This is a genomic window from Paenibacillus sp. FSL H8-0175, from assembly GCF_045040615.1.
Lineage (GTDB): Bacteria > Bacillota > Bacilli > Paenibacillales > Paenibacillaceae > Paenibacillus_AQ > Paenibacillus_AQ odorifer.
In genome coordinates this window covers 1,708,865-1,731,924 of record NZ_CP150299.1, presented here as the reverse complement: position 1 = coordinate 1,731,924, position 23,060 = coordinate 1,708,865, and the positions used below count along the sequence as shown (strand labels likewise).

Below are 23,060 nucleotides of genomic sequence, written 5' to 3'. Positions count from 1 at the left end.
GAAAAGCTTCTATTGATTTTAATCAAAATAAAATAATTCTTCGAATTTTTTATCCAACGCAATACATAAAATCAAAGCCAATTTTGCAGTAGGGTTAAACTGTCCGGTTTCAATCGAGCTTATAGTATTTCTTGAGACACCCACCATTTCTGCCAATTGTGCTTGCGATAATTTTTGTTCTGTTCTTGCTTCGCGCAGTTTATTTTTTAAAACCAAATGTTCACTCATACTAATCACTCATTCCATAAAAGTAAATAAACAAAAAATAAACACTTATAATTAATCCTAAAATGAATTTGAGTAAATCCATCTTCTTCTTAGTTACAGAATACATTCCAAGTCCTTCAAAGCCCAAATATCCAAAAAACATAGCTATCATAGCTTTTAATGCAAAATTTGTTTCCTGACTATGATTATATAAATTGAAGACACTCAGAATGCAAAATACAATCAACATTCCAATGAATCCGCTTTTTCTGCCTTTAGCAAAAACAAATTCTTTTCCTTCGTCTCCTTTTTCATTTCGGCTTTTTTCTAATATTTCTTCCTTTTTCATAAAAATTTCTCCTTTCAGATTGAAAAGATGATGACAAGAAAACTTGTCATCATTATTATAATACGCCAAGTTTTCTTGTCAAATAAAAAATAGCCCACTCCAATCCAAAGATTGGTAGTGGGCTATTTTCTATACCTTCATATATTCGTTATATAATTGCTCGAAAGTATTGTATCGTTCGACTTTCCTGCCTACCTTGTTGTATTCCTCCAAATATTCATCCATGACCTTCAGAAACTCATTCTTAAAGACTTGAAGATGGTCAGAATCAAAATACTGCATGATATCAAACTTTTTAGTTCCCCTCGATTCTGTCATTTCATCAAGAAAACCTTGTATGCCCATTGCTGCTAGATACGCATACGATCTATCACCCGATTCCACACTTGCTATAATCTTATTGCGGTAATTGCACCATAACTCCTCATAAGTTCCGCCAAGATTATCATAGCTTGGGACTGGCTGCACTACAAAATCCTTATACATTTTATTATATAGATCGTTGATGTTTCTAAGGGACTTATATGCTGCACTTCTGATTTCATCGATAGTCTTCGCCTCTATCACAGCCATATATGTCATTTCAAAATCATCAGGAACATAACGGTACGTAGCTATTTCCTCCAAATATCTTTTCATTCCCCGTTTGAAATAAGTATTGTTCAAATGAGTTAGCGCATTTAACAAATTGTATAAAACTTCGCTTGAAGCATATCTTACTGCTCCTATATCTTCAGAAAGTAATGTATTCGCATATTCCTGTTTTGCTATGTCTATACACTTTTTCGCTCTACTGATACATTCTCTCCCTATAGGCATTGCCAGAGCATCGAGTGCTCTCTGTTTATATAAATTTAGCTTTTCCAAATATTCGGGTTTTGCACAGTATAACACCTGTAAATCCACCAGACATGAAATCATTGGACTCTCGAGATTGGCTTGATCTTCTATCCTTGTTTCCCATGGCGTACAATATAGATCGTATCCAATATCATCCAAAATAAAACACGAAGATATTCCCCAGCCTTGCTCTGTGTTATTAATTATGATTAGATCAAGATCGCTTTTTTCATGAAAATCCCCAGTACTAAAAGAACCTGTAAGCCCAATAATTGCAATATCATCAGAAAAATCTCTCTTAGCCCGTTCAATGACCATGCTAATAAGCTTTTCATTTTTGATTAAGATCTTTTCTTTAAGAACAGCATCCATATCCATGTCCCCTCTCCAACCTTATTAATTCTATTGTATAAGCATGTTGTTAGAGTAGGTATTCCAACTTTAATTATATTAAATCTATACCAAGCCTTTCCTCTCCTTCAAAGAAAACAAAAAAACGCGCTGGCAAGAGCATAATTAGCTTCTCTCCAACACGTTTTATAGTCGTTAGTGAATATTTTTCTTTTTGAAACTGCCACCTTTAACTTCTGCAACATCGTAGACTACTACAAAGGCATTCGGGTCAATTTCACGAATAATATCTTTTATTTTACTTTCTTCAAGACGGTTAATGACACAAGTGATTTCTTTGAATTGTTCATTGGAGTAGCCGCCATAAGCATCTGTATAAGTTGCTCCACGACCCAATCGGTCACGAATAGTCTCGACCATGATTTCCGGTTGAATGGTGATGATTTTAAACGTTTTAGAGCCACTCAAACCTTCTTCAATAATATGAATGACCTTAGAAGCAATAAAATAAGCAAGCGCTGATAGAATAGCCCCTTGTAGGCCAAATACTGTTGAAACAACAATAAAGACAAACATGTTTAGAAATAAGATTAAATCACTGGTCCCAAAAGGTAATTTTCGTGAAAGTAAGACAGCTAACATATCTATCCCATCTAATGCTCCACCATTACGTAAGGCTAAACCCATACCAAAACCGATAATAATCCCGCCAACAACGGTAATTAATAAGGTATCACCTTCTATAATCGTCGGTACATGATGCATAAGACTAGTGCCAATAGCCAGTGAAGCAATACCGATAACGGAGTAAAGAGCAAAGCTTTTACCAATTTGCTTATACCCTAGCCATACAAAAGGGATATTAATTATGCCAATTAGCAGCCCTAGCGGTAAGCCAAACAGTTCAGAGCCAACGATGCTTAGACCTGTGACACCTCCATCTGAGACGTTGTTGGGTATCAATACGGATTCTAGACCATAGGCAGCTATTAGCGCCCCAATAATAATCATGAATACTTTTGAGAATATCTTGAGTTTATTTGATTTCTGTTTTCGCGTTTCAATCATTGAATTTCTCCGTTTCACATTGCTTAATTTAGTCCATAAAAATTTCCTCTAAAGGTCTTCCGTCACCTGGATTAAAATCAATCCCTAAAATCTTTGCCATCGTGGGGGCTATATCTACCATTTCGATGTCCCCTATATGATGCCCATTTCTAATCTTTTCCCCGGAGACAACCAAGTTGCATCTATAGCCGTCTTTATCAGGAGAATAGCCATGCGTGGCAAATTTAACGCCTTGTTTGTCCAAATCAACAATCGTTGGTTCATCCATACTTTCGTCGAAACAATAACCTCTCTTAGCCTCAAGCATATACTTTGTGGTTTGGCCCACATGAAAATAATCCAGTTCATCTCTAGCATACAATTTCTCTATACCTGAAGATTCATCTCTCATATTATCTCCAATAACAGCTAATGCTATTTGCTCAGCTTCTTCATCGCCCTGCCGGATATGCAAGTAAGCCGCTCCACCCCCACACTGAAAGTAAGCTCTCCACTTCATTTCGCCGTTCTCTTCATAGATCAGGCCCTTTTCCTGCAAAAGGTTGTTTAAATGCACCTTGTACCTAACATTAAACTGGCCATGGTCCCCCAAAATTAAAAAAATCGTATCATCCTTTATCCCCGCTTCATCCACTGCCTGCATAGTATCGCCTAACCTTTTATCCATACGTGTGATTACCTGCTTCACTTCGTCACTGTCAGTTCCATAAGCATGTTTGGCATCATCCAGATCGATCAGATGCATCATTAGAAGATTAGGTTTTTTGCGCTTAATCGTGTCTATAGCACATTTGGTCGTGAAGTCATCCAGATAGGGCTGCTCAATCCCTTTGCGGATCCGGCCATATTTCAGCTCCATATCCACGCAGTATAAGGGGCTTCCGCTTTTTAATATCTTCAGTGCCTGATTTTCGTTTTTAATGGCTCTGATTTCAGGTATATTGTATTGGATGGAGGATTTACCCGATACTGGCCATAGGATTCCGGCTGTGCTCATCTTATGCTCTCGCGCAACATCGTAAATCGTTGGCACCTTGATCGCATTTCTAAACCAGAACCAATTCTGCTCCTCTTCCTTAATAAAGGGCTGAAACGGATTGTTGTGATGGATGCCATGCTTATCCGGATATACACCGGTTGCTATGGTGGTGTGCACTACATATGTGAGCGTGGGATACACACTTTTCAATTTATGGCTATGGGCTCCGTTTTTAATTAATTCCGCTAAGTTTGGAAGCCGGCTGGCCAATGCCCAGTGGTCTTCTGAAAAGGCATCGTAAGAGATAACGATCAAATGCTTGGCCATAGCCGTTTGTGCTTTAATTGACTTCATAGAATAAGCCCCTTAGGTTCGTCATGTTCAGGCTGCTCTTTAGGTAAAGTTATAAATACGAATAATCCAATAATAAAAAGTGGGATAATCGCTAAAATACTAAATTTAGCATTACCTGTTAAGGTTGTTGTTAAAGACATTACAGCAGGACCAACAATGGCCGCGAACTTGCCAAAAATATTGTAAAAACCAAAGAATTCATTGGAATTCTCCTTTGGAATGATCTTCGCATAATAAGACCTGCTGAGCGCCTGAATGCCTCCCTGAGCGGAACCAATTAGCGCACCTAGAATAAATATATGCCACACTGAAGTGATAAAAAAAGCTGCGATGCAGGAAATGATATATGTAACAATCCCCACGATGATCAAAGTCCTGGCGGAGTATTTTTTGGCGAGATTACCATACAGGATTGCACAAGGAAAAGCGATGATCTGGATAACTAATAATATCCCCAGTAAGGTAAAGGTGTCAAAAGCATCCGCACCCAGAACCGATGTGGCATAGGGCACCACCATTTTAATAATCGTATCTACCCCATCAATATAAAGAAAGTACGCAATTAAGAAAACAAATACAACTTTATGCTGTCTAACATTCCTAAAGGTGTCCCCCAGTCTTTTAAAACTGTTGATTACAGGTCTTGGTTCAGGCTCAATATAATATCTCTGCTTTACATCTCTGATCATGGGTATGGTCAACAGCCCCCACCAAAGAGCAGTAATGATAAACCCAATCTGATAACCGATCGACTTATCCATCCCCATAAACAGAATCAATAGCAGGCTGATGCCAAATGGAATGACGCTGGCGATATATCCATAAGCAAAACCTTTTGTGGATACCTTATCCATCCTTTCATCAGTGGTTATATCCACAAGAAAAGAGTCATAAAAAATATTGGCTCCGGCAAAACCTATGACAGACAGGATGTAAAACACAATCAATAACTGCCACTGCCCGCTCGCAGGTGCAACGAATGCCAACGAAGCCGTAGCCAGCACACCGATCAAAGAGAAAAATAAGAAAAAGCGCTTTTTCTTATCCTTGTAATCTGCGATCGTGCCTAAAATCGGACTAAGGATAGCCACAAGAATACTAGCAATGGAGTTAAAGTACCCTAAATCCATGCTGCTGTTAACATTTGAAAACATGCCAAATACAATAGGCAATAATGCAGTTGTAACCGCCATCGAATAGGCTGAATTCCCGCAGTCATATAAAATCCATGATTTTTCCTCTTTGCTAAGTTTCATCTAACAGCCACCTTTTCACCTATTTGTAACTGTTATATCATTTCAGCATAAGAGGCATGTTAAATGAATGTTAATTCCATCACAACTTCTTCGTAAAAAAACGACCTTTTAAAATCGAAAGGCCGCTTACTCGCTTTTATATATGAATTTAATATTTGACGATATATTCGCAATATTCATCCCCGTTAACATTACATTTTATTTCCCGGACGGAAACCCGCTTTCCACGAATTTTAGTAAGTGCTCCTTCGATAATGGCCCCCTCCAGGTCACAAACCATTTTCCCTTCCATAATAGGTAACCCTTCGCAGAAACAATCGTGTACTGCAATCGTCATCCCCTTGTCATCTTCATGGGTTATTATAGGAATCCCTATCTTCAATTGTTCGAATAACTCGAATAGTTCATTAACCGAGGTAACACCAAACTCTTCCCCAATTTTTCTTCCTATAGTCAACGTTGTACCCTTACCATTCATGGGTAACGCTTGATATAAACCAATAAGTCTAATCGTTCTGAAAAGCTCTAAAGGTACGACATTTCCTAAATTTTTCCTCTTTATTTTTTTCATATCTGTAAAAGTAAATTGATCCATGCCAGTAGCCTCCAATTGCTTATGTAATTTATATTTCAAATTTAATTGATATATTGAGTATAAACGTATCCAATAATTGCTTTGTGATCTTACGCACATCCTGATTTTTTGTAGAACCATAACAAAAAAAGCAACTTCCCTGTTGGCAAGTCGCTCCTTCATTCATTAGCTGCAGCAGCACCTCAAAAATGATAATCATAAACCCAAGGCAAAATAACCCTCACGCTAGTTCCAACCTGAACCTCTGAATCTACCTTAATATGCCCCCCATACATTTCAATTAATTGTTTACAAATCGATAATCCAATCCCTGTCCCTTTTTGCTTGGTAGTAAAGAAAGGGTCAAATATCCGTTTTAATTTATCCTGTGGAATTCCTTCTCCGTTGTCTTTAAAGAGTAGAATAATTTCGTTTGTCTCAGCAGCTGTGGTAACAGAAATATCTATTCTGCCTCTAAAAGCTGTGAAGGAATCGATACTATTTTTCAAAATATTAAGAATTACCTGCTCTAGCTGAGAGGCGCTTCCAAACGTTAGTACTTTTTCTAAAGAGCACTCTACTGAAAGTATAATATCATCACTAAGTATGAGTTGATTCACAATGTTATTAACTCTATGTATAACCTCCATAACGTTAAATACTACGCCGTTATTTTTCGTACTGTCACCTTTTCGAGCCAGTATTAGAAAGTCCGTTACTAATCCATTCAGAGCATCAATCTCTTTGATGGTGATATCCAGATATGCACGCAATTCATCCGCTTTGATCTCCGGCTCATTTAGCCTGATATTTACAAGCTGAGCAAAACCTTTAATCGAAGCTAGCGGATTTCTTATTTCATGCGCCATTCCTGCTGCCATTTGTCCCATAACAGCAATTTTTTGTTCATGTAAATTGTCAATCTGTTGATTTTTATTAGACAAATAACCTTGTGCAAAGCCAGTAAAACGGGTCCAGTTGCATTCCATTAAACGATTATAAAAAAACAATCGGATCGCGGAATCATCTACAAACTCTTCAATGATCTTAAACATAATATTCTGAGCGGTTAAATTTAAATCCTTGCTCATATCAAGTAAAATATCAAAATGATCACCGAATATTTCTGCAGTATAAACCCCTTGCTCAGCCCCCTCTTTTTCTAGCAGGTTTAAGTATTGATCGTAACCAAAAGAATCAAAAAACAAGGCTTCTACCATACTCATTAATATCGTACTGAATGATGAATCTAACAATTCCTTATGCGTCTCTACAAACCAGGAGAATTCGATGTTTTTCATAGTCATGGAATGATAATGCCTGTTTAAAATGATTGGAACTGCTAAGATTAATGACGAACGCAATTCATTTTCTTTGTATGACATTGTCATCCTCCTTCTTTGTAGTTTGTATTCAAGATATGTGTATATTTTCCTGCTTCAAAAACACAGTAATTCACTTTGTTTTAATCATCATATTATATTCTGGACTTGACTGTTAGAGTGGCATCGAAGATAATTACAACCTCACCAAAAAACCAAAAAAACTATAATTAGGAAGATCATTGATTTTGAAAAGGGGCGGTCGTCATTAGCTGGTTAAGTGATCTCTACAAATTACAGAAGCAGGAGCTAAAGAAGGACATCGAGCCCTCTTTAGTCAATGCTATCTTTCGCATGTATGATAAATTTCCCAGGATTGGACTTAAAGAGCGGATCGGCCAGCAGGATATGTCTCTAGATATCGCTGATGCCTATATTAATGGTCGTAACGCGATGATTGAAGCTGGAGTCGGCATCGGCAAGTCCTTTGCCTACCTCATTCCCAGCCTGCTTATTAACCAAATCTCAAGGCAACCGGTTATTATTGCGACATCCTCCATACAACTTTCAGAACAAATACATAAAGATCTGAGATTCATCGGAAGTCGGCTCGGATTTACAAGGGTACGTTCGGTAGTTGGAAAAGGCATGGGGCAGTATGCTTGCCGGTATAGGGCAGCAGATCTGTTCCAAGCGGATGATTCAAACACCCCTCTGTCTGCGCTTGCTCAACAGATTGTGAATTATGAAATTGATGAGCGGGCGGATATTAAGGGCGGGGTTAGTGATGCAGTATGGTCTAACGTTTGTGTGAATGATTGCAAATTTGAACGTTGCCATTATAAAAGTACATGTACGTTTTATGAGATGAGAGCTAAAATTAATGCCAACGCGAGCGACATGGATTTTATTATCGTAAACCAGGATCTGCTCATCCGTGATTTAATTAAGAAAAAGGAAGGAACGAAGGGGTTAATCACTGAACGGCCGGCTCTGATCGTAATTGATGAAGCTCATAATCTGGAAGCGAAGGTTAGAGATGCAAGAACGCTCGAATTTACAAACCGGGGAACCTGCCGTATTCTGGATGACGCCTTACAGATTCTCTTCAAACAATCTGCCGATACGGAGCTTATGCCGCAATTTAAATTTATAAAAAGATGCGTTGGCCATATTTTTAAACAAGTAGAGGCAGACTTACTGCAAACAGCCAAGCAGGACAATGACCGTATAAAAATATCGCAGATCACAGGAATCCCCTTAAGACGAGCAGCTCAGGTTTTAAAAGATTTTAATCTCAGCCTTTCCGTCTTAACTTCACGGCATGAGCGGGAGATTGACAATATTTTCGAAGCCATGAACGGACTTATCGACCTCTTTGATGTACTCGCCGGAGTAGAGGATAACTATCTGATCTGGGCAAGCAATACCCAGCGGGAGAGTACCCTTAGTATCTGCCCTAAAGGGATAAGCCAGTTTCTGAAATATACCTTATTTAACGGGAAAACCTCTGTTATTTTAACGTCAGCAACGATGTGTCAAAACGGAGAAACGCTGGAGGAACAATACGCTTATCTCACTGAGTCCCTCGGTTACAGGGGAGATTATATGGAGCGCCAAGCTTCACCGTTTGATTATGATAACCACACCATGCTGTATATTGCCAAGGACATCCCCTACTATAACCATCAGCGGCGGGAAGATTATCTTGAAGCGGCATACAAGGAAATGATGAGGCTCTGTAATTTAACAGACGGGCGGACATTGGTTCTTTTTTCAGCTAAAGAGGATATGAAGTATATTCATAAGAAATTAAACTCTGAGAAGCTTGCATGGGCATTGCATGTTCAAAGGGAAGGTTCGTCCCAAGACGGGGTGATCGCTGACTTTCGGGGCAGTAAAGGCGTTCTACTTAGTACCGGTGTATTCTGGGAAGGTGTGAATATCGAAGGTTCCGATTTGTCGCAGTTAATCATTTTCCGTCTGCCTTTCCCTGTTCCTGCCGATCCTGTCTATGAATATAAGACTTCGATGGCAAAGAATCCCTTGAAAGAGGTTTTTGTACCGGACATGCTGCTTCGGTTAAGACAAGGAACCGGGCGCCTGATCCGCAGTGAAACTGACCTTGGTGTGCTCAGCATACTTGATTCCCGCCTGTCCATTGCCGCCAAAAAGGATTACCGGGATCAGGTACTGGAAGCCTTACCTTTTAAAAAGGTTACTGAGGATTTCAAGGTTCTGGAGAAGTTTGTGAAAGAAAAAGGGATACAGCTTAGTGATACGTAGAGAGATGAAAAAAAGCAACCCATCCGCAGACAAGTCGCTTCTAAACCCTATAACGTTATCTGGCAATTAAACTACTTTATGTTTGTATACCCGCATCGCTATTAAATAAGCAACTACTAGAATGGCTATGCACCATATGATGGCTCCCCAAATATCATTGCCGACAGGCTGCCCCATCAGGAGGGAGCGAACCGCCTCTACTATAGATGTAACGGGTTGGTTTTCAGCAAAGGCGCGAACGACTGGCGGCATCGATTCGGTAGGCACAAAGGCCGAGCTGATGAAAGGAAGGAAAATAATCGGGTAGGAAAAAGCAGTCGCGCCGTCCACCGATTTTGCGGATAGTCCAGCAATTGCTGCGACCCAAGTTAGAGCCAGCATAAACAATATCAGGATGCCGGCAACCGCCAGCCATGAGAGCACTCCTGCCGATGAACGAAACCCCATAATCAATGCAACAAGAATGATGACGCTAACTGAAATCGCATTGGATATCAGGGAGGTCAGCACATGTCCCCACAGCATGGTAGAACATGCAATCGGCATAGAATGGAATCTCTGAAAAATCCCTTTTTGCACATCATTAAACAGGCGGTAAGCCGTATAAGTTACACCACTTGCAATAGCGATCAGTATGATCCCGGGTAATAAATAATTCACATAGTTATCCGTACCCGCCTGGATGGCCCCACCGAACACGTAAACAAACAACAGCATAAATGCAATTGGCATGATAGTTACCGTGATGATGGTATCCATACTGCGGAGAATATGGCGCATAGAGCGTCCGAGCATTACACTCATGTCACTGAAAAAGTGCTTCTTAATCATTTCCATTTACTTTCCCTCCTTTTTGCCGATGATTGCGAGGAATATTTCCTCCAGCGTCGGCTGCTTTTCAATGTACTCAACTTTTGCCGGCGGAAAACGCTTTTTTAGTTCTTCGAGTGTACCGCTCGCAATAATTTTACCTTCATGTAGAATGGCGATTTGATCAGCAAGCTGCTCTGCCTCTTCCAAATACTGCGTCGTCAAAAAGACAGTCGTACCGCCGTCGGCAAGCTCCTTAACCATCTTCCATACATCAATCCTTGCCTCAGGATCAAGTCCAGTGGTTGGTTCGTCGAGGAAAATAATCTGCGGCTTTCCAACAAGACTCATCGCGAGATCTAATCTCCGGCGCATCCCGCCTGAATAAGTGGATACCTTGCGATCCGCGGCATCGGTCAAAGTGAAGCGTTCCAGCAGATCGTCCGCAACTTGACGCGGATGCTTCTCATGGCGGAGCCTCGCAATCATGATCAGATTTTCCCGGCCGGTCAGAATCTCATCCACGGCAGCAAATTGACCCGTCAGGCTGATGGACTGGCGTACATAATCAGGCTTTGTGGCGACATCAAATCCGTTCACTGCAGCAGTCCCGCCATCTTGATTCAGCAAAGTGGTGAGGATTTTGACAATGGTGGTCTTGCCTGCACCATTGGAGCCCAGCAGAGCAAAAACGCTGCCCTGCTCCACTTCAAAATCCACCCCCTTTAAAACTTGAAGCTGTCTGTAGGACTTTTCTAACCCAACCACTTTAATGGACTTGTTCATTGCATTCCCTCCTCAAGGTTTTGTTAGCATATCTTCATGGAATTCCCCCCGCAAAACTCACTTCGGAAGCTCAGGCTTATAGAACTGTAACCTTTGTCAAATCAGCTTCCATGCCTTTGAGCGCAGCAAAGGTCAACTTATCCATCATTGCACCATCAAAGTTGATCGTTTTGATTGCACGATAAAACTTCTTGGATAATGAAAACCCGGAGAGGAATGACACATTTTTTAACGTCGCACCTCTAAACGAAATATCGTTCAGCGCCGACTTTTCAAACTTGACCCCGATAAAGGTCTGGCCGTCAAAACATAATCCCCGCAGATCAGAGGTTTTAAATTCCACACCGTCAAAGATACAGTTCTCAAAGATTGTTTTCGTGAGATCAGTCGTACACAGCTTGACGTCGGTCAGTCTTGCGCTGATAAATTTCGCCCCTGTAAGTCCTGATGAGCTAAAGTTGGTGCGAACAAGAATAGATTTGTGAAAGCTCGCATTTGCCAGTTCAATGCCGGACAGATTGCAGTCGGTCAGATTAGCGCTGTCGAACTTGGCCTCGCCTACGTCACTGCCCGCGAAAGAACTGCCAGTCAAGTCAGCGCCTGTAAAATCGGAACCCCGCAACGCGCTCACTTTAAAATCCCCTTTATGGGCGGTAACGCCTGCAAAATCACTCTTCGATAAGTTGCTCGCCCTAAAGCTCGTCACCACCTGCCGCTCAAGTGAACGGGAGAGATTGGCAACCTCCTGCACCGTCTGTTCAATGTCGCCGATGCTGTCTATCGTCATCTTAAACGCCGTTTCATCATCCTTGCCTTCAGCCTTGAGTTCACTGAACCGCTCCTGCAAATCGGAAAGGAGGTCACTCTTTAATTCAGCAACGCTTTTTATCCCGTCATAGGGTGCGAATACGCCATTTAAATACATGTTTAATTTCTCATTCATATTATCAAGTCTCCTTATAATAAGTTTTCAAGCACACGCTTTGCGTACTCCCAATTAGTCTTGTTATTGGCGTAAACAGCTTTCCCCTTCTCGGTAATCCGAAAATACTTCCGTCGTCCCCCCTGAGACTCATCCCCCCAATACCATTCAATGTCACCGTCTGCCTCAAGCCGCCGGACGCTGGAGTACATCGTAGCTTCTTTTAATTCATACTCGCCTCCGGAACGCTCAGCAATCAATTTGACGATTTCATATCCATAACGATCGGCTTCGGACAAGAGCCGTAATACCATCGTATCGGTATGTCCTCGTAGCAGATCGGATGTGATTTTGTTCTCACTCATTTCATCACCTCATAATCGCATTGTATATCATACTACTGTGACAGTCAAGGTACTTTGATCATCATGTTTATACAAAATAAAAAAATGCCGTCCTTAGTTGTCTAAGGCAGCATTTTTCTCTTTTAAGTCTGAAGTTCCAATCTACGCTAATCAGAAATAAGTTGAATTAGGTCTGCTGGTAATTCACAGCTACCTGCCGGCAACCCTCACACAAAAATGCATAATAAATCCCCTCGCTGTCCTCGGCCTGTTCCATGTCCATTTGGGCAATAAACTTCATCGTCGTCGAACAGCAAGGGCACACAGGATATTCCGCATCCTGAATCCAAGCCGGATGTCCTCCAATCTGCGACGCAGGCGCCTCAAGCATCCAATACGAATTTTCATAGGTTCCCATCTGCCGTTCCGATAGCTGCATGGCATGCCATGCTATTTCTTCCCTGTCTTCATTTGCAGGCAAAAAATCAGGAACGGTATTATATTCACTCCACGAATATTGGCCATCCAGCTCCGCTTTCATAAACACGGTGCCATAACAATTACAATGCATGCAAGCTGCAACCCTTAACCGCTGGCCGGAAAGCTTCATAAATTGAACCAGTGGATTCTGCAAATCGTAATCAAACAGCACTGTCAATTTACCGCCACACCAAGGGCAGGAATGCTCACCCTCCTGCAGCGCCGCTACCGCCGTATGATCCCGATCCAGCCCATTTTTTCCGTCCCTGTTTACTTCAAAATGATAACTCTCGGGGTAAAAGAGCAGCCTTTTCCCACCGTCGGGATCTAATTCCCATCCTGCTTCGTGAGCATAGGTTTCCGGAGCCACATTTAACTCCGATGTCCATCGAGGCGGATGCTGCCGCCATGTCTCGAACTGCCGTACAACCTCTTTATCGCCAATCCAGGCCAATGCAAGCAGCAAATGATTACGGTTTTCCGAGTCATGCTCTAACTGATGAATGATCATATCGCGGATCTCCTGACCCGCTTCTTTATAGAGAATACCGGGATAATACTTCCCTTTGTGAAAAAAAACCTCCAGCCCCCGTTCAATGCACGCACTTGAAAAACATATAAGCGACAGTAAAATAGCCTCAGCCTGGTCAAAATCATCTTCTTCCATCAATTCAATGGCGTAGGATTCCAATCCCTCCCTTTCGCTTTCAGTCAGTTGACGATACAATTCTTGCGCGGTTTTGTGATAGGAGATTTCGTGTTCAAGCGGGCTCCATCTCCGCGGTTTGTGCATGATTTTAAGAATTTCAACCGGATCATTCACACCTGCGTACAAATCAATGTCTTTTCGATTTTGTTCAATATAAGCCTTTTGCTCCAGCGCAAGCTTCCTTTGATGACAGGGCATGCAGATTCCCCCCGTCTTTAAAGCAGTTGCAGGAAGTATGCTTCCCTTGCAGCCTGAGGTTTGGCAGGGTATACGCTCGCTCATCGTATCTCTCCTATTCTGTATAAGTTATTCTCAAAGACTATTATTAATAAGCTAAACTGCATTATAGAATTAGCTATATTATAGAATTAGCTGCATTAAATATACCACCGGATTTAGCAGCTTTAAATTCATTTCAGATTTCAATTGGATATATCCCCCACCATCACCTTAAACGGAAACAAAAAAAGGTCAACCAAATATTTCTGGTTAACCTGATAAACGAAAACTCCCCCGGATAAAGAAGAACCGGTGCCCTTGTATTAGGCTTAATCCGTAATCTTCACATTTCCAAACACAGCCTTATTCCTCGAGTCATCCCCGGGATTGCTAAGTGCTATGCCAATGTACACCTTGCGGTTCATCGGAATCTGAACAGTTCCGACCGTTTGCCAGTTATTCCTGTTCGTCGAAATAGCCCCTTTGAAGGTATTTCCACTTCGGGTCAGCTTTAGCCATCTTGGAGCCGAGGCAGCCGCAGTCTGATCAACCATATTGCCCGCAGTCTCTGCACGATACTGGAAGGTGGCCCCATTTTCGGGGGTAAGCATCATATCTGCGTGCTTCGAATTATGACCCAGCGACTCCCGAATCATAATGCCGGCCTTGGCCCAGCCGTCCAATCGACTAGTGGACTGCACTTTAACAATAATCTCCGCATCGCCCCGCACGGATTGGTATATATAATTCAGTTGATCTCCATTTCCCCAGATATCCGTAGAGCTGCTGCTGAGTGTAAATTGCTTATTGGAAGAATTGTAGGTAACGTTCCCCGGCATGGAACCAATATTTCGCGCCTTCCACCCTGCTGGTAATTGAGCCGGATAGTCTTGTTCTACCGGAGGCGTCCAGCCTGGCGTAGGCCAGGTTTCACGTTCTTTGATATTGGCTAGCTCATCTTCTGGCCAGGCCCCGTAAGCAAAGAACGACAGACGCTTCACACCTGGATAATTCTCGCGGATTCCCTTGTAAATCTCCTGATATTGATCATCTGTCCAGTCATTATCCAGCGTCGCAACAATTTCCACGTCACTGCCGCTAATCCGGTCGCTCGTATCCTTCAGGATTCCGTAGGAAGTGCTGTATACCCAATCACTGTTGAACTCCCAGTCATCAAAGTACGCCATTGGTGCAACAAAGTCGATATCATCCTTGAATTTGGCTACATTCTGCCCAACTTCAATGAATTCTGGCGGCAAAATATACACGCCGAGCTGCACATCCGGCTTCGAGGACTGTGTGATATCCTGACGGATATCGCCCACATACTGTCCGATTTGTTCGGTTCTCCATTCATTCCACTGCTCACGCTGAGGCGAATCTGTCTCGAAGTCAATGCTGAGCGGTGAATACCCGAACTGCGCCTGATACTTCAGGGCCGTGTAATCACTGACGTCCATGTTGTAATTGTCGAAGCGGATCCAATCCAGCACAACGCCATCCACATCATAATTCTCGATTACTTCCTGAATAATGGAACGCTCATACTCCTGCACTTCATGGTGAATCGGATTGACGAAGTATTCGTTGCCGTTAGAACCTGTAAACGGTGTCTGAACCCCGTCAACCAGCGCCTGCATCTGCCATTCATCGTGCTCCAGGAAAGCCTGCTGATCATGGAACTGCGGAATCCAGGCATGAACCTTGATTCCTACAGCATGGGCTGCCGTAATGACAGCCTGCAGGGCATCGAAATTCTGGTAGCCTTGGGCAATTGGTGCGATATCACTCTGATAAAATACACTTCCAGACGGAACCTCATCATCTTCATCCTGCTTCACGTTCATGCTAATAACATCGACGCCATAGCTTGTAGAGAGCGCGATGAAATTCTGGACATCCGCCATGTTCTTAAACTGGTTTACGGTCCGTACAATAACTTCCGTTTCGAAAGGGGGGTTACTCTCCTCTTCGGCCATAACAGGAACGGAACCACCGGCTATCGAAGAAACCAACACGATGCTTAACAGTGCTATGAACCTCGATCTCAACGCAAATGCCATAATCTCGCCTCCACAATTATAAGATTTTATAAATAGTCTTATTTCGTCGCGTTGATTTTCTTAACATTTTCCTGCCATTTTTCGGTTCTGAATTCAAGCAGCTTAGCAAGCCCCGCTTTTTCGGTGTTCTTTTTAGCTGTCTTTAGCGCCGACAGCACCGCTTCATCCGACTTCGCCTGAACCATCTGGGCGTAAGCAAGGGTATAAATATCCCCGATATTCTGTGCGATGATGCCGATCTCCGTATCCGGAATCGGATCGGTATTTACAAACTCTGTGATATCCAACGCGGTTTTCCAGGTCACCGTGGACTGCGCCACGGTCTCCCAGGATTTCTGGTTCGCGGAAAGCAGCGCCTCGAGGCTCATTTTCGCCGTATCAATAAAGGTCGTATTTCCCGCCCAGTTAAAGTCCTCGAATTTCCGCATCGTTTCCGTACGCTCGTTAGCAGGAGTCGTCTTGTATTTCTCGTTCGGGATTGGAGCTCCGTCCGCATCCTCTTCATCCCAGTACAAGCCTTTAGGACCGAAGAAAAGCACCTTCTGCCCCTCCGGACCCGTAATCCAGTCAAAATAAGCGAAGATGGCCTCCGGATCCTTGGCCTTTTTCGTAATGACATTAACGTTCCAACCCAGCGTCTCAAAGCCGCTTACAAACACTCGTGTTTTGTCTAGTCCGGATTTATGAATCGGCCATATAATCTCATAACCGCTGTCCGGATTATTCGCTGTCAGTGCCCGGTGTCCCTCGGCTCCATACGTAGTGATATTGGATTCGACCATGACTGCTACCCGGTTGGTATTGACCTTTTCTTTGACCGCATCCTGGGTTTGCTGCAGTGCATCCTGCGTAATCAGCCGTTCACGATACAGCTTATTAATATAAAGTACCATCTCCTCGTAAGCGGGATCGTCCAAGATAGATGACAGCTTGTCGCCATCCGGATATCCCATGAGTGAAATAAACTTACTGGTGGAGTTCTCCTTAAAACCACCATACATAATTTCCAGACCTGCCCCCTTCTCCCCAACCTCCAGAGGTACTACATCCGGATACTTTTCTTGCACCTTAAGCAAATATTGATACAAATCATCAAAGGTCTCCAGCACCGGTCTGCCGAGTTCGTTATAAATATCTTTATTCACCATCCATCCGCCGTTGCCGAATTGCCCGGATGTATACCAGTTCGGGATTTGATAGATTTTCCCGTCTTCTGAACGGAGCAAATTCAGGGTGGATTCCTTCACATATTTCTTGAAGTTCGGATACTTCTCATAGTAATCATCCAGCGCAACGAGTTGTCCTGCCTGCACCAGCCGCTCCACTGAGGATCCCCGGTCAGTAAAAATGACATCCGGTAAATCACCGCCGACGATCATCGTGTTGAGCTTTTCTCCGGCCGCTCCTCCGGATTGTATGGGTTCAACAGTAACCTTACGGTTCTCCTGAATCCATTTTGTCGCCTCATTATCCCCCCAGGGTGATGTCGTAAGCCAGTCATAGTTTCCATAGAAGCTGAAGGTGACGGGCTTGATCCCGCTGCCGTCATCTGTGGCGGCCTCAGTATTCAGATTTTTCTCGCTTGTGTTTGGTGAAGTGTTAGAATTTCCTCCTCCGCTACAGGCAGCCAGAAGAAGCACCAGTGAAGTCAGCAAAAGAGATACCCATTTCATACGATTGCGCATCTTTTCCCTTCTTTCTACATAATATGGAGACTGCTATTCTTTCATCGAACCAATCATTACGCCCTTAACAAAGTACTTTTGGAGAAAAGGATACGTCAGGATAATTGGAATGGTAGCGATCATCATCGTAGCCATAGTCAGTGACTTCGTGGTAATCGTCCGATTCCGGTTCATATGATCCAGCGCGATAGCATTCGATGAGCCAATTTGGGTCATGATGTTGGAGTTCATAATCTGGCGCAGCAGGGTCTGTATAGGGAGCAAGTGATCCTTTGTAATATAGATCGCTCCCGTAAACCAGTCATTCCAATAACCTACTGCGGTGAATAAGGCAATCGTGGCCAGCACCGGGCCGGAGACCGGAATGACGATTCGGAAAAAAATGCCGTAGTTGCTGCTGCCGTCGATTTTGGCAGATTCCTCCAAACCATCCGGCAGAGCATGGAAGAAGGTGCGGATGACAATCATGTTCCAGACACTGATGATGCCGGGGATAATCAGCACCCAAAAGGTGTCCAGCATACCCAAAGAGCGAACTAGTAAATAACTAGGGATGAGCCCTCCACTGAAGAACATCGTAATCATGAAGAACACCATATATTGTTTTCGAAAAAGCAATGTCTTCTTGGACATTCCGTAGGCTAACAGTGCCGTGAAAAAGACAGACAATGCCGTGCCGCTTAACGTTCTAAGAATGGTGATCAGAAAAGAATTCAGCAGGCGTTGATCCTGAAACACAATATAATAATTTTCCAGGGTAAAAGCTCTCGGTAACAAGGTTACACCGCCGAGCGCCGTATCGCTCCCTAGATTAAAGGAAATGACCAACGCATTCCAAAACGGGTATAGCATGAGTAACGCCAGCAGCGTCAAAAGGGTATAAATACTCCGCTGCATGATTTTGTCGCCTAGGCTTAGTCTCATTGTTCACTCCTCCTAAAAGGTTTATGGAGCATCGGAAGCATTCGCTATGAGTAGTAGTACTACCAGAGACTAACATCTGCCCGGCGAGCGATTTTGTTGGCCGTCACTAGCAGAATGACACTGATCACCGCCTTGAATAGCCCTACAGCTGTCGCATAAGAGAATCTGGCATTTAAAATCCCAACACGGTACACATAGGTGTCGATAACATCGGAGTAGGGTCGCAGAATTGGATTGGTTGCCAGCAGCAAAATGTCCTCGAAGCCCGCACTGAGCAGACTGCCGATGGCAAGAATCATAAAGATAATGATAATGGGGGTAATGCTGGGGAGTGTAATCAAGTGAATTTGCTTAAACCGGCTTGCTCCATCTATAGAAGCGGCCTCATATAGGGTTGGATCAATACCTGCAATCGCGGCCAGGTAGACAATGCTCCCGAATCCGACCTCTTTCCATACATTTACGCTTACTAGAATCGACCAAAAGTATTTGGGTAACGCCAGGAAGTTAACTGGCTCCCCTACCAAATTGAATCGCTCCAGCAAATAGTTCACCGTTCCGTTATCAACGGATAACAGCGAAAATACAAAACCGGATACAATAACCCAGGACAGGAAATAAGGTAAATAGCTGACGGTCTGGATAATCCGTTTAAAGCCCATATTCCCGATTTCATTCAGCATCAGTGCAAGAAGAATCGGGGCAGGAAAAGAGATAATCAATTTAAGCAAGCTAATCACAAGGGTATTTCGCATCACATTCCAGAACTCCGGCGCCTCGAAGAACATTCTGAAATGCATAAATCCAACCCAGGGGCTCTTCATAATGCCGCCAAAAATATCGTATTGCTGGAATGCCATAACCACGCCATACATCGGAATGTAGCTAAAAATGAATACAAAGATAATTCCCGGCCAAACCATGGACTGCAAATCCAATTGACTGATAAATTTCTTCCATCTACGCGGTTTCTCGGCCGTGTTCATCCGCTTTTCCTCCTCTGGACGATTCTAGTGAAACAACGGCAACAACGATTTGTTCTTCTCCAGCATTTCATCCAGCAGTTGTTCAGCTACGGTGACCGAAGGCACGAGCGGATGATGAACCATAGCCTGTAGGGCTATATCCCGGTCTCCGTGCACAGCCGCCTCGATGGTTAGGCACTCGTATTGCTTGACCGCGGCCAGCAAGCCTTTGATGGGCTGAGGAATTATACGCAGCGGAATCGGCAGCGGGCCTTGCTTGGTTACCATACAGTTCACCTCAATAGAGGCATCGTCCGGCAAGAAGTCAATCATTCCGTTATTCCTTACATTCAACGTCTGGATATCGCGGGAATCATTATAAATGGAGCGCATCAGCAGCACTGCCGCCTCCGAGTAGTAGGCTCCGCCGCGCTGTTCCAACTGCTTGGGCTTTTCCTTCAGCTCTACGTTCCGGTACAGTTCAAACAGCTCTTCCTCCACCTTCTTCACTACCTCAGCGCGCGTACCAGTCGTTGCTGCTTCCTTCTGTTCCGCAAGCATCGCGTCCGTCATATAGTAATAGCTCAGGTAATAAGAGGGAATCGCTTTCAAAGCATTCAGAAACCGGTAGTCCCAGGAATCAAACGGCACATTGCTCGCCTTGTAGCTCTGCGGGTAATCAATGAGCTCCTGCAGCTTGCTTTTACCGTCAATCACGATATCGGATACCCAGTGCAGATGGTTGATGCCGACAAACTCCGCGTAGATTTTCTCCATAGGAAGTCCGAAGAACTCGGAGAGCCACTTTTGAAAACCGATCGGCGAGTTGCACAGGCCTACGCTTTTTACCGATGAGTATTTGTGAACAGCTTCAGTCACCATACCGGCCGGATTCGTAAAATTCAGCAACCAGGCATCCGGAGCCAGCTCCTCAATGTCTTTGCAAATATCCAGAATGACCGGGATAGTCCGTAGGCCTTTCATCATCCCTCCGGGACCTGTAGTCTCCTGGCCGATGACATTGTATTGAAGCGGAATTAATTCATCCCATTTGCGCGCTTCCAGCATGCCTACCCGGATTTGCGTACATACAAAGTCCGCTCCGGCAATGGCTTCCCTGCGCTCAAGCGTCTGGACCACGGTAATCGGCAGTCCGGACTCAGCAATCATGCGTTTGCTCAGTTCTGCAATCGTATGCAGCTTCTCCCTTCCCTCCTCAATATCCACCAGCCATACTTCGCGAATGGGAAGCTCTTGGTGATGCAGGATGATGCCTTCAATAAGCTCAGGCGTATACGATGATCCCGCTCCGATGACAACCAGCTTCAATGTTTCCTCCATGATAGACCCTTCCTTCATCTTTTTCATTTTGGTCTTATAAAAACTAGCCTATTGTGTTCAGTACTTTCCCCTGTGATAGATTATCTAGAACCTTCTGATCTACACGCATACCGCTGCTTTCCATAGCCAGAACGACCGATCCTACAACCGGCTCCCGGGTCAAAATCCTTAAAGTGCCATTCGGAGCCGACAACTTCACTCTTCTCTCAATGGCCCGCCGGATGATGCCTGAGCGGTCTCCCTTTGTCAGCAGGCTGCCTGCAAGTATGATGTCGAAGAAGTCCTCCTCCATGCCCAAGCGATGGATGGCCGATGCCGCGGCCAAACCCAGCTCATCCCCTTGCTTGACCAGCAGCTCGGTGGCAACCTGGTCCCCTTCCTCTGCCGCTTGAAACAATAGTTCAGCAATATGGGGAGGCAGGTCTCTGAAATGATCCAGGTAATCCTCTCTTAGCTCCGAAACATTGGAATAGCCCAACAATTCCGTTAAGCGTTCGGTTAGGACCGTCTCCTTCTCTCTTCCCTCATCCGCCCGAAGGACGCTACGGAATACCTCAATACTTAAATCATAGCCACCGCCATAATCCCCGAACCGGTAGCCGAATCCACCACATTGGTATGTAGCACCCAACGGATTTTTACCACTACAGTTCACGCCTGATCCGCAAATCAGCACGATCCCATAGTTCTTCTCTGTACCTGACCGCAAGGCAATCCAGGTGTCGCAGGAAATCTCAGTTTGGGGAAGATCAAAGCTGCTGATGATCGGTCGCAAAATCCGGAAATCAGCCTCTCTGTCCGCTCCCGCTAAGCCGAACCAGGAGTAATCCAGCTGATCCTTGGTCAGCCCTGACGCCATAATTGCTTCCGATATGGCCTGCTGCAAACTGTTCACCGCCTGCTCACGGTTTATTTGATGATTTCCGATCCCACCCTTGCCAACTCCGATGACCTTCCCTTGTTCATCTGCAATCATTGCGTGGGTTTTACTGCCTCCTGCATCAACTCCCAAAAAATACTTCACGGATGATTTCACTCCTAAAATTCAAGGTAATCTAACAGATGCGGTGGATTCACGAATGAGTAGCTGCGGAGCAAGCTTCGTTACAGCGGGCGGCATCACCTCCCCGTTGATCATTTTTAGTAGTAAATCAACGCCTATATTGCCCATTTGTGCCTCAGGTTGTCTGACCGTCGTTAACCGCGGGTAAAATTCACCTACGAACTGCTGATCATCAAATCCAACAATTGAGATATCGTGGGGTACTCGAATTCCCTCTTCCCGGAGAGCCTGAACCATTCCAAGAGCAATAAAATCGTCCCCGGAAAAAAAAGCTGTCGGCAGCTTATCTTCGCGGATCCATCTCTTGGCCACCTCATAGCCGCCGCTTACTGTAAAACTGCAGTATTCCGTTCCGAATGGCGTTAACCCGGCATCCTCGAGCGCTTGGACATAACCGCGCTTACGCTCCGCTACACTTAGAAATACCGAAGGGCCGCCAATATAGGCGATTTGAGTGTGCCCAAGATCGAGCAAGTGCTTTGTAGCCTCATACCCGCCTTGATAGTTATCGACCACGACGCTAGGCACATCCTCATGCTGAAACTGGTTATCCAGCAATACAAACGGAATATTTTTTCTTTTCAGTTCCTCTACATATGCCTTTTCTTCAAGTGGGGACAACAGGATAATTCCATCAACGCGATCCTTCTGAAACAGGAAATTATCGCCCTCATCCTCATTCTCGGCGATCGATAGGGCTAAAAAATACCCTTGCGCCGCCAGCTTCCGGTTCACCACGCGAATAACCCGGTCATAGAAAGAGTCGTTAAAGTTGGTAATCGACATCCCGATGACTCCCGTTTTGCCTCTCACAAGACTCCGCGCTGCTGAATTGGGTTGATAATTTAATTCCTCCATAGCTTTCAGTACTTTCTGTCTATTAGCTTCCCGTACAGAGGGTAAATTGTTAAGCACCCTGGATACGGTCACTACAGAGAGTCCCGACTTTTTGGCTACATCATGTATATTCATCTTAGCTTCCATACCTCCGTCACCCGAAAGTTTAAACGATTAAACTTTTTAGGTAAATAAAAAAACCTTATCTTTCGTGATATTTCTATGTTCTGATTGAAAATTGCACACTGAATGTCAGCTTTGCCTTTATCAAGAACACCAAAATTCTTTACAAAAGTTTTAAGGTTTTAACTAATTTACATTCTACT

21 protein-coding genes are annotated in these 23,060 nt (G+C 43.9%); 1 reads left to right on the top strand and 20 read right to left on the bottom strand.

Annotated elements, in window-relative coordinates:
- Positions 1–18 precede the first annotated feature (18 nt).
- The 8 genes from MHH46_RS07500 to MHH46_RS07465 form a co-directional block, all read right to left on the bottom strand.
- Positions 19–228 carry a helix-turn-helix transcriptional regulator gene (locus MHH46_RS07500; protein WP_076125269.1) on the bottom strand — a complete coding sequence of 70 codons (210 nt, stop codon included), beginning with the start codon at positions 226–228 and terminating at the stop codon, positions 19–21.
- Position 229: 1 nt separating this feature from the next.
- On the bottom strand, positions 230–556 hold the full coding sequence (locus MHH46_RS07495; protein WP_076185332.1) for a DUF6442 family protein: 327 nt from the start codon (positions 554–556) through the stop codon (positions 230–232).
- A gap of 129 nt (positions 557–685) precedes the next feature.
- Positions 686–1,774 (bottom strand): nucleotidyltransferase domain-containing protein, encoded by a 1,089-nt coding sequence (locus MHH46_RS07490; protein WP_256717226.1) that lies wholly within the window; start codon positions 1,772–1,774, stop codon positions 686–688.
- A 168-nt stretch (positions 1,775–1,942) separates the two neighbouring features.
- Positions 1,943–2,815, bottom strand: coding sequence for a YitT family protein (locus tag MHH46_RS07485; RefSeq protein WP_036675789.1), 873 nt, complete (start codon positions 2,813–2,815; stop codon positions 1,943–1,945).
- Positions 2,816–2,843: 28 nt separating this feature from the next.
- Complete coding sequence (locus tag MHH46_RS07480; RefSeq protein ID WP_076193475.1) at positions 2,844–4,148, bottom strand: alkaline phosphatase family protein; 1,305 nt, start codon at positions 4,146–4,148, stop codon at positions 2,844–2,846.
- The gene (locus MHH46_RS07475) at positions 4,145–5,404 is read right to left on the bottom strand and encodes an MFS transporter (RefSeq protein WP_076098890.1); all 1,260 of its coding nucleotides are present in this window, start codon (positions 5,402–5,404) and stop codon (positions 4,145–4,147) included. The genes MHH46_RS07480 and MHH46_RS07475 overlap by 4 nt, the downstream gene beginning before the upstream one ends.
- 148 nt (positions 5,405–5,552) lie before the next feature.
- Complete coding sequence (locus tag MHH46_RS07470) at positions 5,553–5,999, bottom strand: V4R domain-containing protein (protein ID WP_076185335.1); 447 nt, start codon at positions 5,997–5,999, stop codon at positions 5,553–5,555.
- A 182-nt stretch (positions 6,000–6,181) separates the two neighbouring features.
- Positions 6,182–7,363 carry a sensor histidine kinase gene (locus tag MHH46_RS07465; RefSeq protein WP_076193477.1) on the bottom strand — a complete coding sequence of 394 codons (1,182 nt, stop codon included), beginning with the start codon at positions 7,361–7,363 and terminating at the stop codon, positions 6,182–6,184.
- Between the two features lie 291 nt (positions 7,364–7,654).
- On the opposite strand from MHH46_RS07465, the gene MHH46_RS07460 reads away from it, so the two are divergent.
- On the top strand, positions 7,655–9,586 hold the full coding sequence (locus MHH46_RS07460; protein WP_256717227.1) for an ATP-dependent DNA helicase: 1,932 nt from the start codon (positions 7,655–7,657) through the stop codon (positions 9,584–9,586).
- A gap of 66 nt (positions 9,587–9,652) precedes the next feature.
- Here the strand turns inward: MHH46_RS07460 and MHH46_RS07455 are convergent, their stop codons facing one another.
- The 12 genes from MHH46_RS07455 to MHH46_RS07400 all read right to left on the bottom strand — a co-directional run bounded on the left by MHH46_RS07455 (position 9,653) and on the right by MHH46_RS07400 (position 22,881).
- Positions 9,653–10,423 (bottom strand): ABC transporter permease, encoded by a 771-nt coding sequence (locus tag MHH46_RS07455; RefSeq protein WP_076193481.1) that lies wholly within the window; start codon positions 10,421–10,423, stop codon positions 9,653–9,655.
- A complete protein-coding gene (locus MHH46_RS07450) occupies positions 10,424–11,182 on the bottom strand; it encodes an ABC transporter ATP-binding protein (protein ID WP_036675796.1) in 759 nt (252 codons plus the stop codon). It abuts the gene before it with no gap.
- Positions 11,183–11,258: 76 nt separating this feature from the next.
- Positions 11,259–12,125 carry a pentapeptide repeat-containing protein gene (locus MHH46_RS07445; protein WP_076125280.1) on the bottom strand — a complete coding sequence of 289 codons (867 nt, stop codon included), beginning with the start codon at positions 12,123–12,125 and terminating at the stop codon, positions 11,259–11,261.
- Positions 12,126–12,139: 14 nt separating this feature from the next.
- Positions 12,140–12,469: a PadR family transcriptional regulator gene (locus tag MHH46_RS07440; protein ID WP_036675798.1), complete on the bottom strand. Its 330-nt coding sequence runs from the start codon at positions 12,467–12,469 to the stop codon at positions 12,140–12,142.
- Between the two features lie 166 nt (positions 12,470–12,635).
- Positions 12,636–13,919, bottom strand: a complete 1,284-nt coding sequence (locus tag MHH46_RS07435; RefSeq protein ID WP_076193484.1) for a hypothetical protein — start codon at positions 13,917–13,919, stop codon at positions 12,636–12,638.
- Between the two features lie 266 nt (positions 13,920–14,185).
- Entirely contained in the window at positions 14,186–15,919 is a 1,734-nt protein-coding gene (locus tag MHH46_RS07430) for a family 10 glycosylhydrolase (RefSeq protein ID WP_076193486.1), read from the bottom strand.
- Positions 15,920–15,957: 38 nt separating this feature from the next.
- A complete protein-coding gene (locus tag MHH46_RS07425) occupies positions 15,958–17,604 on the bottom strand; it encodes an extracellular solute-binding protein (protein ID WP_076193489.1) in 1,647 nt (548 codons plus the stop codon).
- 33 nt (positions 17,605–17,637) lie between these two features.
- Complete coding sequence (locus tag MHH46_RS07420) at positions 17,638–18,528, bottom strand: carbohydrate ABC transporter permease (RefSeq protein ID WP_076193492.1); 891 nt, start codon at positions 18,526–18,528, stop codon at positions 17,638–17,640.
- Positions 18,529–18,587: 59 nt separating this feature from the next.
- Positions 18,588–19,514 carry a sugar ABC transporter permease gene (locus MHH46_RS07415; protein WP_076185343.1) on the bottom strand — a complete coding sequence of 309 codons (927 nt, stop codon included), beginning with the start codon at positions 19,512–19,514 and terminating at the stop codon, positions 18,588–18,590.
- Between the two features lie 24 nt (positions 19,515–19,538).
- Positions 19,539–20,834: a 6-phospho-beta-glucosidase gene (locus tag MHH46_RS07410; RefSeq protein ID WP_076193495.1), complete on the bottom strand. Its 1,296-nt coding sequence runs from the start codon at positions 20,832–20,834 to the stop codon at positions 19,539–19,541.
- A gap of 43 nt (positions 20,835–20,877) precedes the next feature.
- Positions 20,878–21,858 carry an N-acetylglucosamine kinase gene (locus MHH46_RS07405; protein ID WP_076193498.1) on the bottom strand — a complete coding sequence of 327 codons (981 nt, stop codon included), beginning with the start codon at positions 21,856–21,858 and terminating at the stop codon, positions 20,878–20,880.
- 21 nt (positions 21,859–21,879) lie between these two features.
- On the bottom strand, positions 21,880–22,881 hold the full coding sequence (locus MHH46_RS07400; protein WP_076125296.1) for a LacI family DNA-binding transcriptional regulator: 1,002 nt from the start codon (positions 22,879–22,881) through the stop codon (positions 21,880–21,882).
- Positions 22,882–23,060 lie beyond the last annotated feature (179 nt).

Bases quoted from the DNA above. Each gene is read 5' to 3' on its own strand.
- MHH46_RS07485 (WP_036675789.1), bottom strand. From the start codon at position 2,815: ATGATTGAAACGCGAAAACAGAAATCAAATAAACTCAAGATATTCTCA.
- MHH46_RS07420 (WP_076193492.1), bottom strand. From the start codon at position 18,528: ATGAGACTAAGCCTAGGCGACAAAATCATGCAGCGGAGTATTTATACC.
- MHH46_RS07475 (WP_076098890.1), bottom strand. From the start codon at position 5,404: ATGAAACTTAGCAAAGAGGAAAAATCATGGATTTTATATGACTGCGGG.
- MHH46_RS07460 (WP_256717227.1), top strand. From the start codon at position 7,655: ATGTATGATAAATTTCCCAGGATTGGACTTAAAGAGCGGATCGGCCAG.
- MHH46_RS07415 (WP_076185343.1), bottom strand. From the start codon at position 19,514: ATGAACACGGCCGAGAAACCGCGTAGATGGAAGAAATTTATCAGTCAA.
- MHH46_RS07470 (WP_076185335.1), bottom strand. From the start codon at position 5,999: ATGGATCAATTTACTTTTACAGATATGAAAAAAATAAAGAGGAAAAAT.
- MHH46_RS07445 (WP_076125280.1), bottom strand. From the start codon at position 12,125: ATGAATGAGAAATTAAACATGTATTTAAATGGCGTATTCGCACCCTAT.
- MHH46_RS07430 (WP_076193486.1), bottom strand. From the start codon at position 15,919: ATGGCATTTGCGTTGAGATCGAGGTTCATAGCACTGTTAAGCATCGTG.
- MHH46_RS07465 (WP_076193477.1), bottom strand. From the start codon at position 7,363: ATGTCATACAAAGAAAATGAATTGCGTTCGTCATTAATCTTAGCAGTT.
- MHH46_RS07500 (WP_076125269.1), bottom strand. From the start codon at position 228: ATGAGTGAACATTTGGTTTTAAAAAATAAACTGCGCGAAGCAAGAACA.
- MHH46_RS07490 (WP_256717226.1), bottom strand. From the start codon at position 1,774: ATGGATATGGATGCTGTTCTTAAAGAAAAGATCTTAATCAAAAATGAA.
- MHH46_RS07425 (WP_076193489.1), bottom strand. From the start codon at position 17,604: ATGCGCAATCGTATGAAATGGGTATCTCTTTTGCTGACTTCACTGGTG.
- MHH46_RS07410 (WP_076193495.1), bottom strand. From the start codon at position 20,834: ATGGAGGAAACATTGAAGCTGGTTGTCATCGGAGCGGGATCATCGTAT.
- MHH46_RS07495 (WP_076185332.1), bottom strand. From the start codon at position 556: ATGAAAAAGGAAGAAATATTAGAAAAAAGCCGAAATGAAAAAGGAGAC.
- MHH46_RS07440 (WP_036675798.1), bottom strand. From the start codon at position 12,469: ATGAGTGAGAACAAAATCACATCCGATCTGCTACGAGGACATACCGAT.
- MHH46_RS07480 (WP_076193475.1), bottom strand. From the start codon at position 4,148: ATGAAGTCAATTAAAGCACAAACGGCTATGGCCAAGCATTTGATCGTT.
- MHH46_RS07455 (WP_076193481.1), bottom strand. From the start codon at position 10,423: ATGGAAATGATTAAGAAGCACTTTTTCAGTGACATGAGTGTAATGCTC.
- MHH46_RS07450 (WP_036675796.1), bottom strand. From the start codon at position 11,182: ATGAACAAGTCCATTAAAGTGGTTGGGTTAGAAAAGTCCTACAGACAG.
- MHH46_RS07435 (WP_076193484.1), bottom strand. From the start codon at position 13,919: ATGAGCGAGCGTATACCCTGCCAAACCTCAGGCTGCAAGGGAAGCATA.
- MHH46_RS07400 (WP_076125296.1), bottom strand. From the start codon at position 22,881: ATGGAAGCTAAGATGAATATACATGATGTAGCCAAAAAGTCGGGACTC.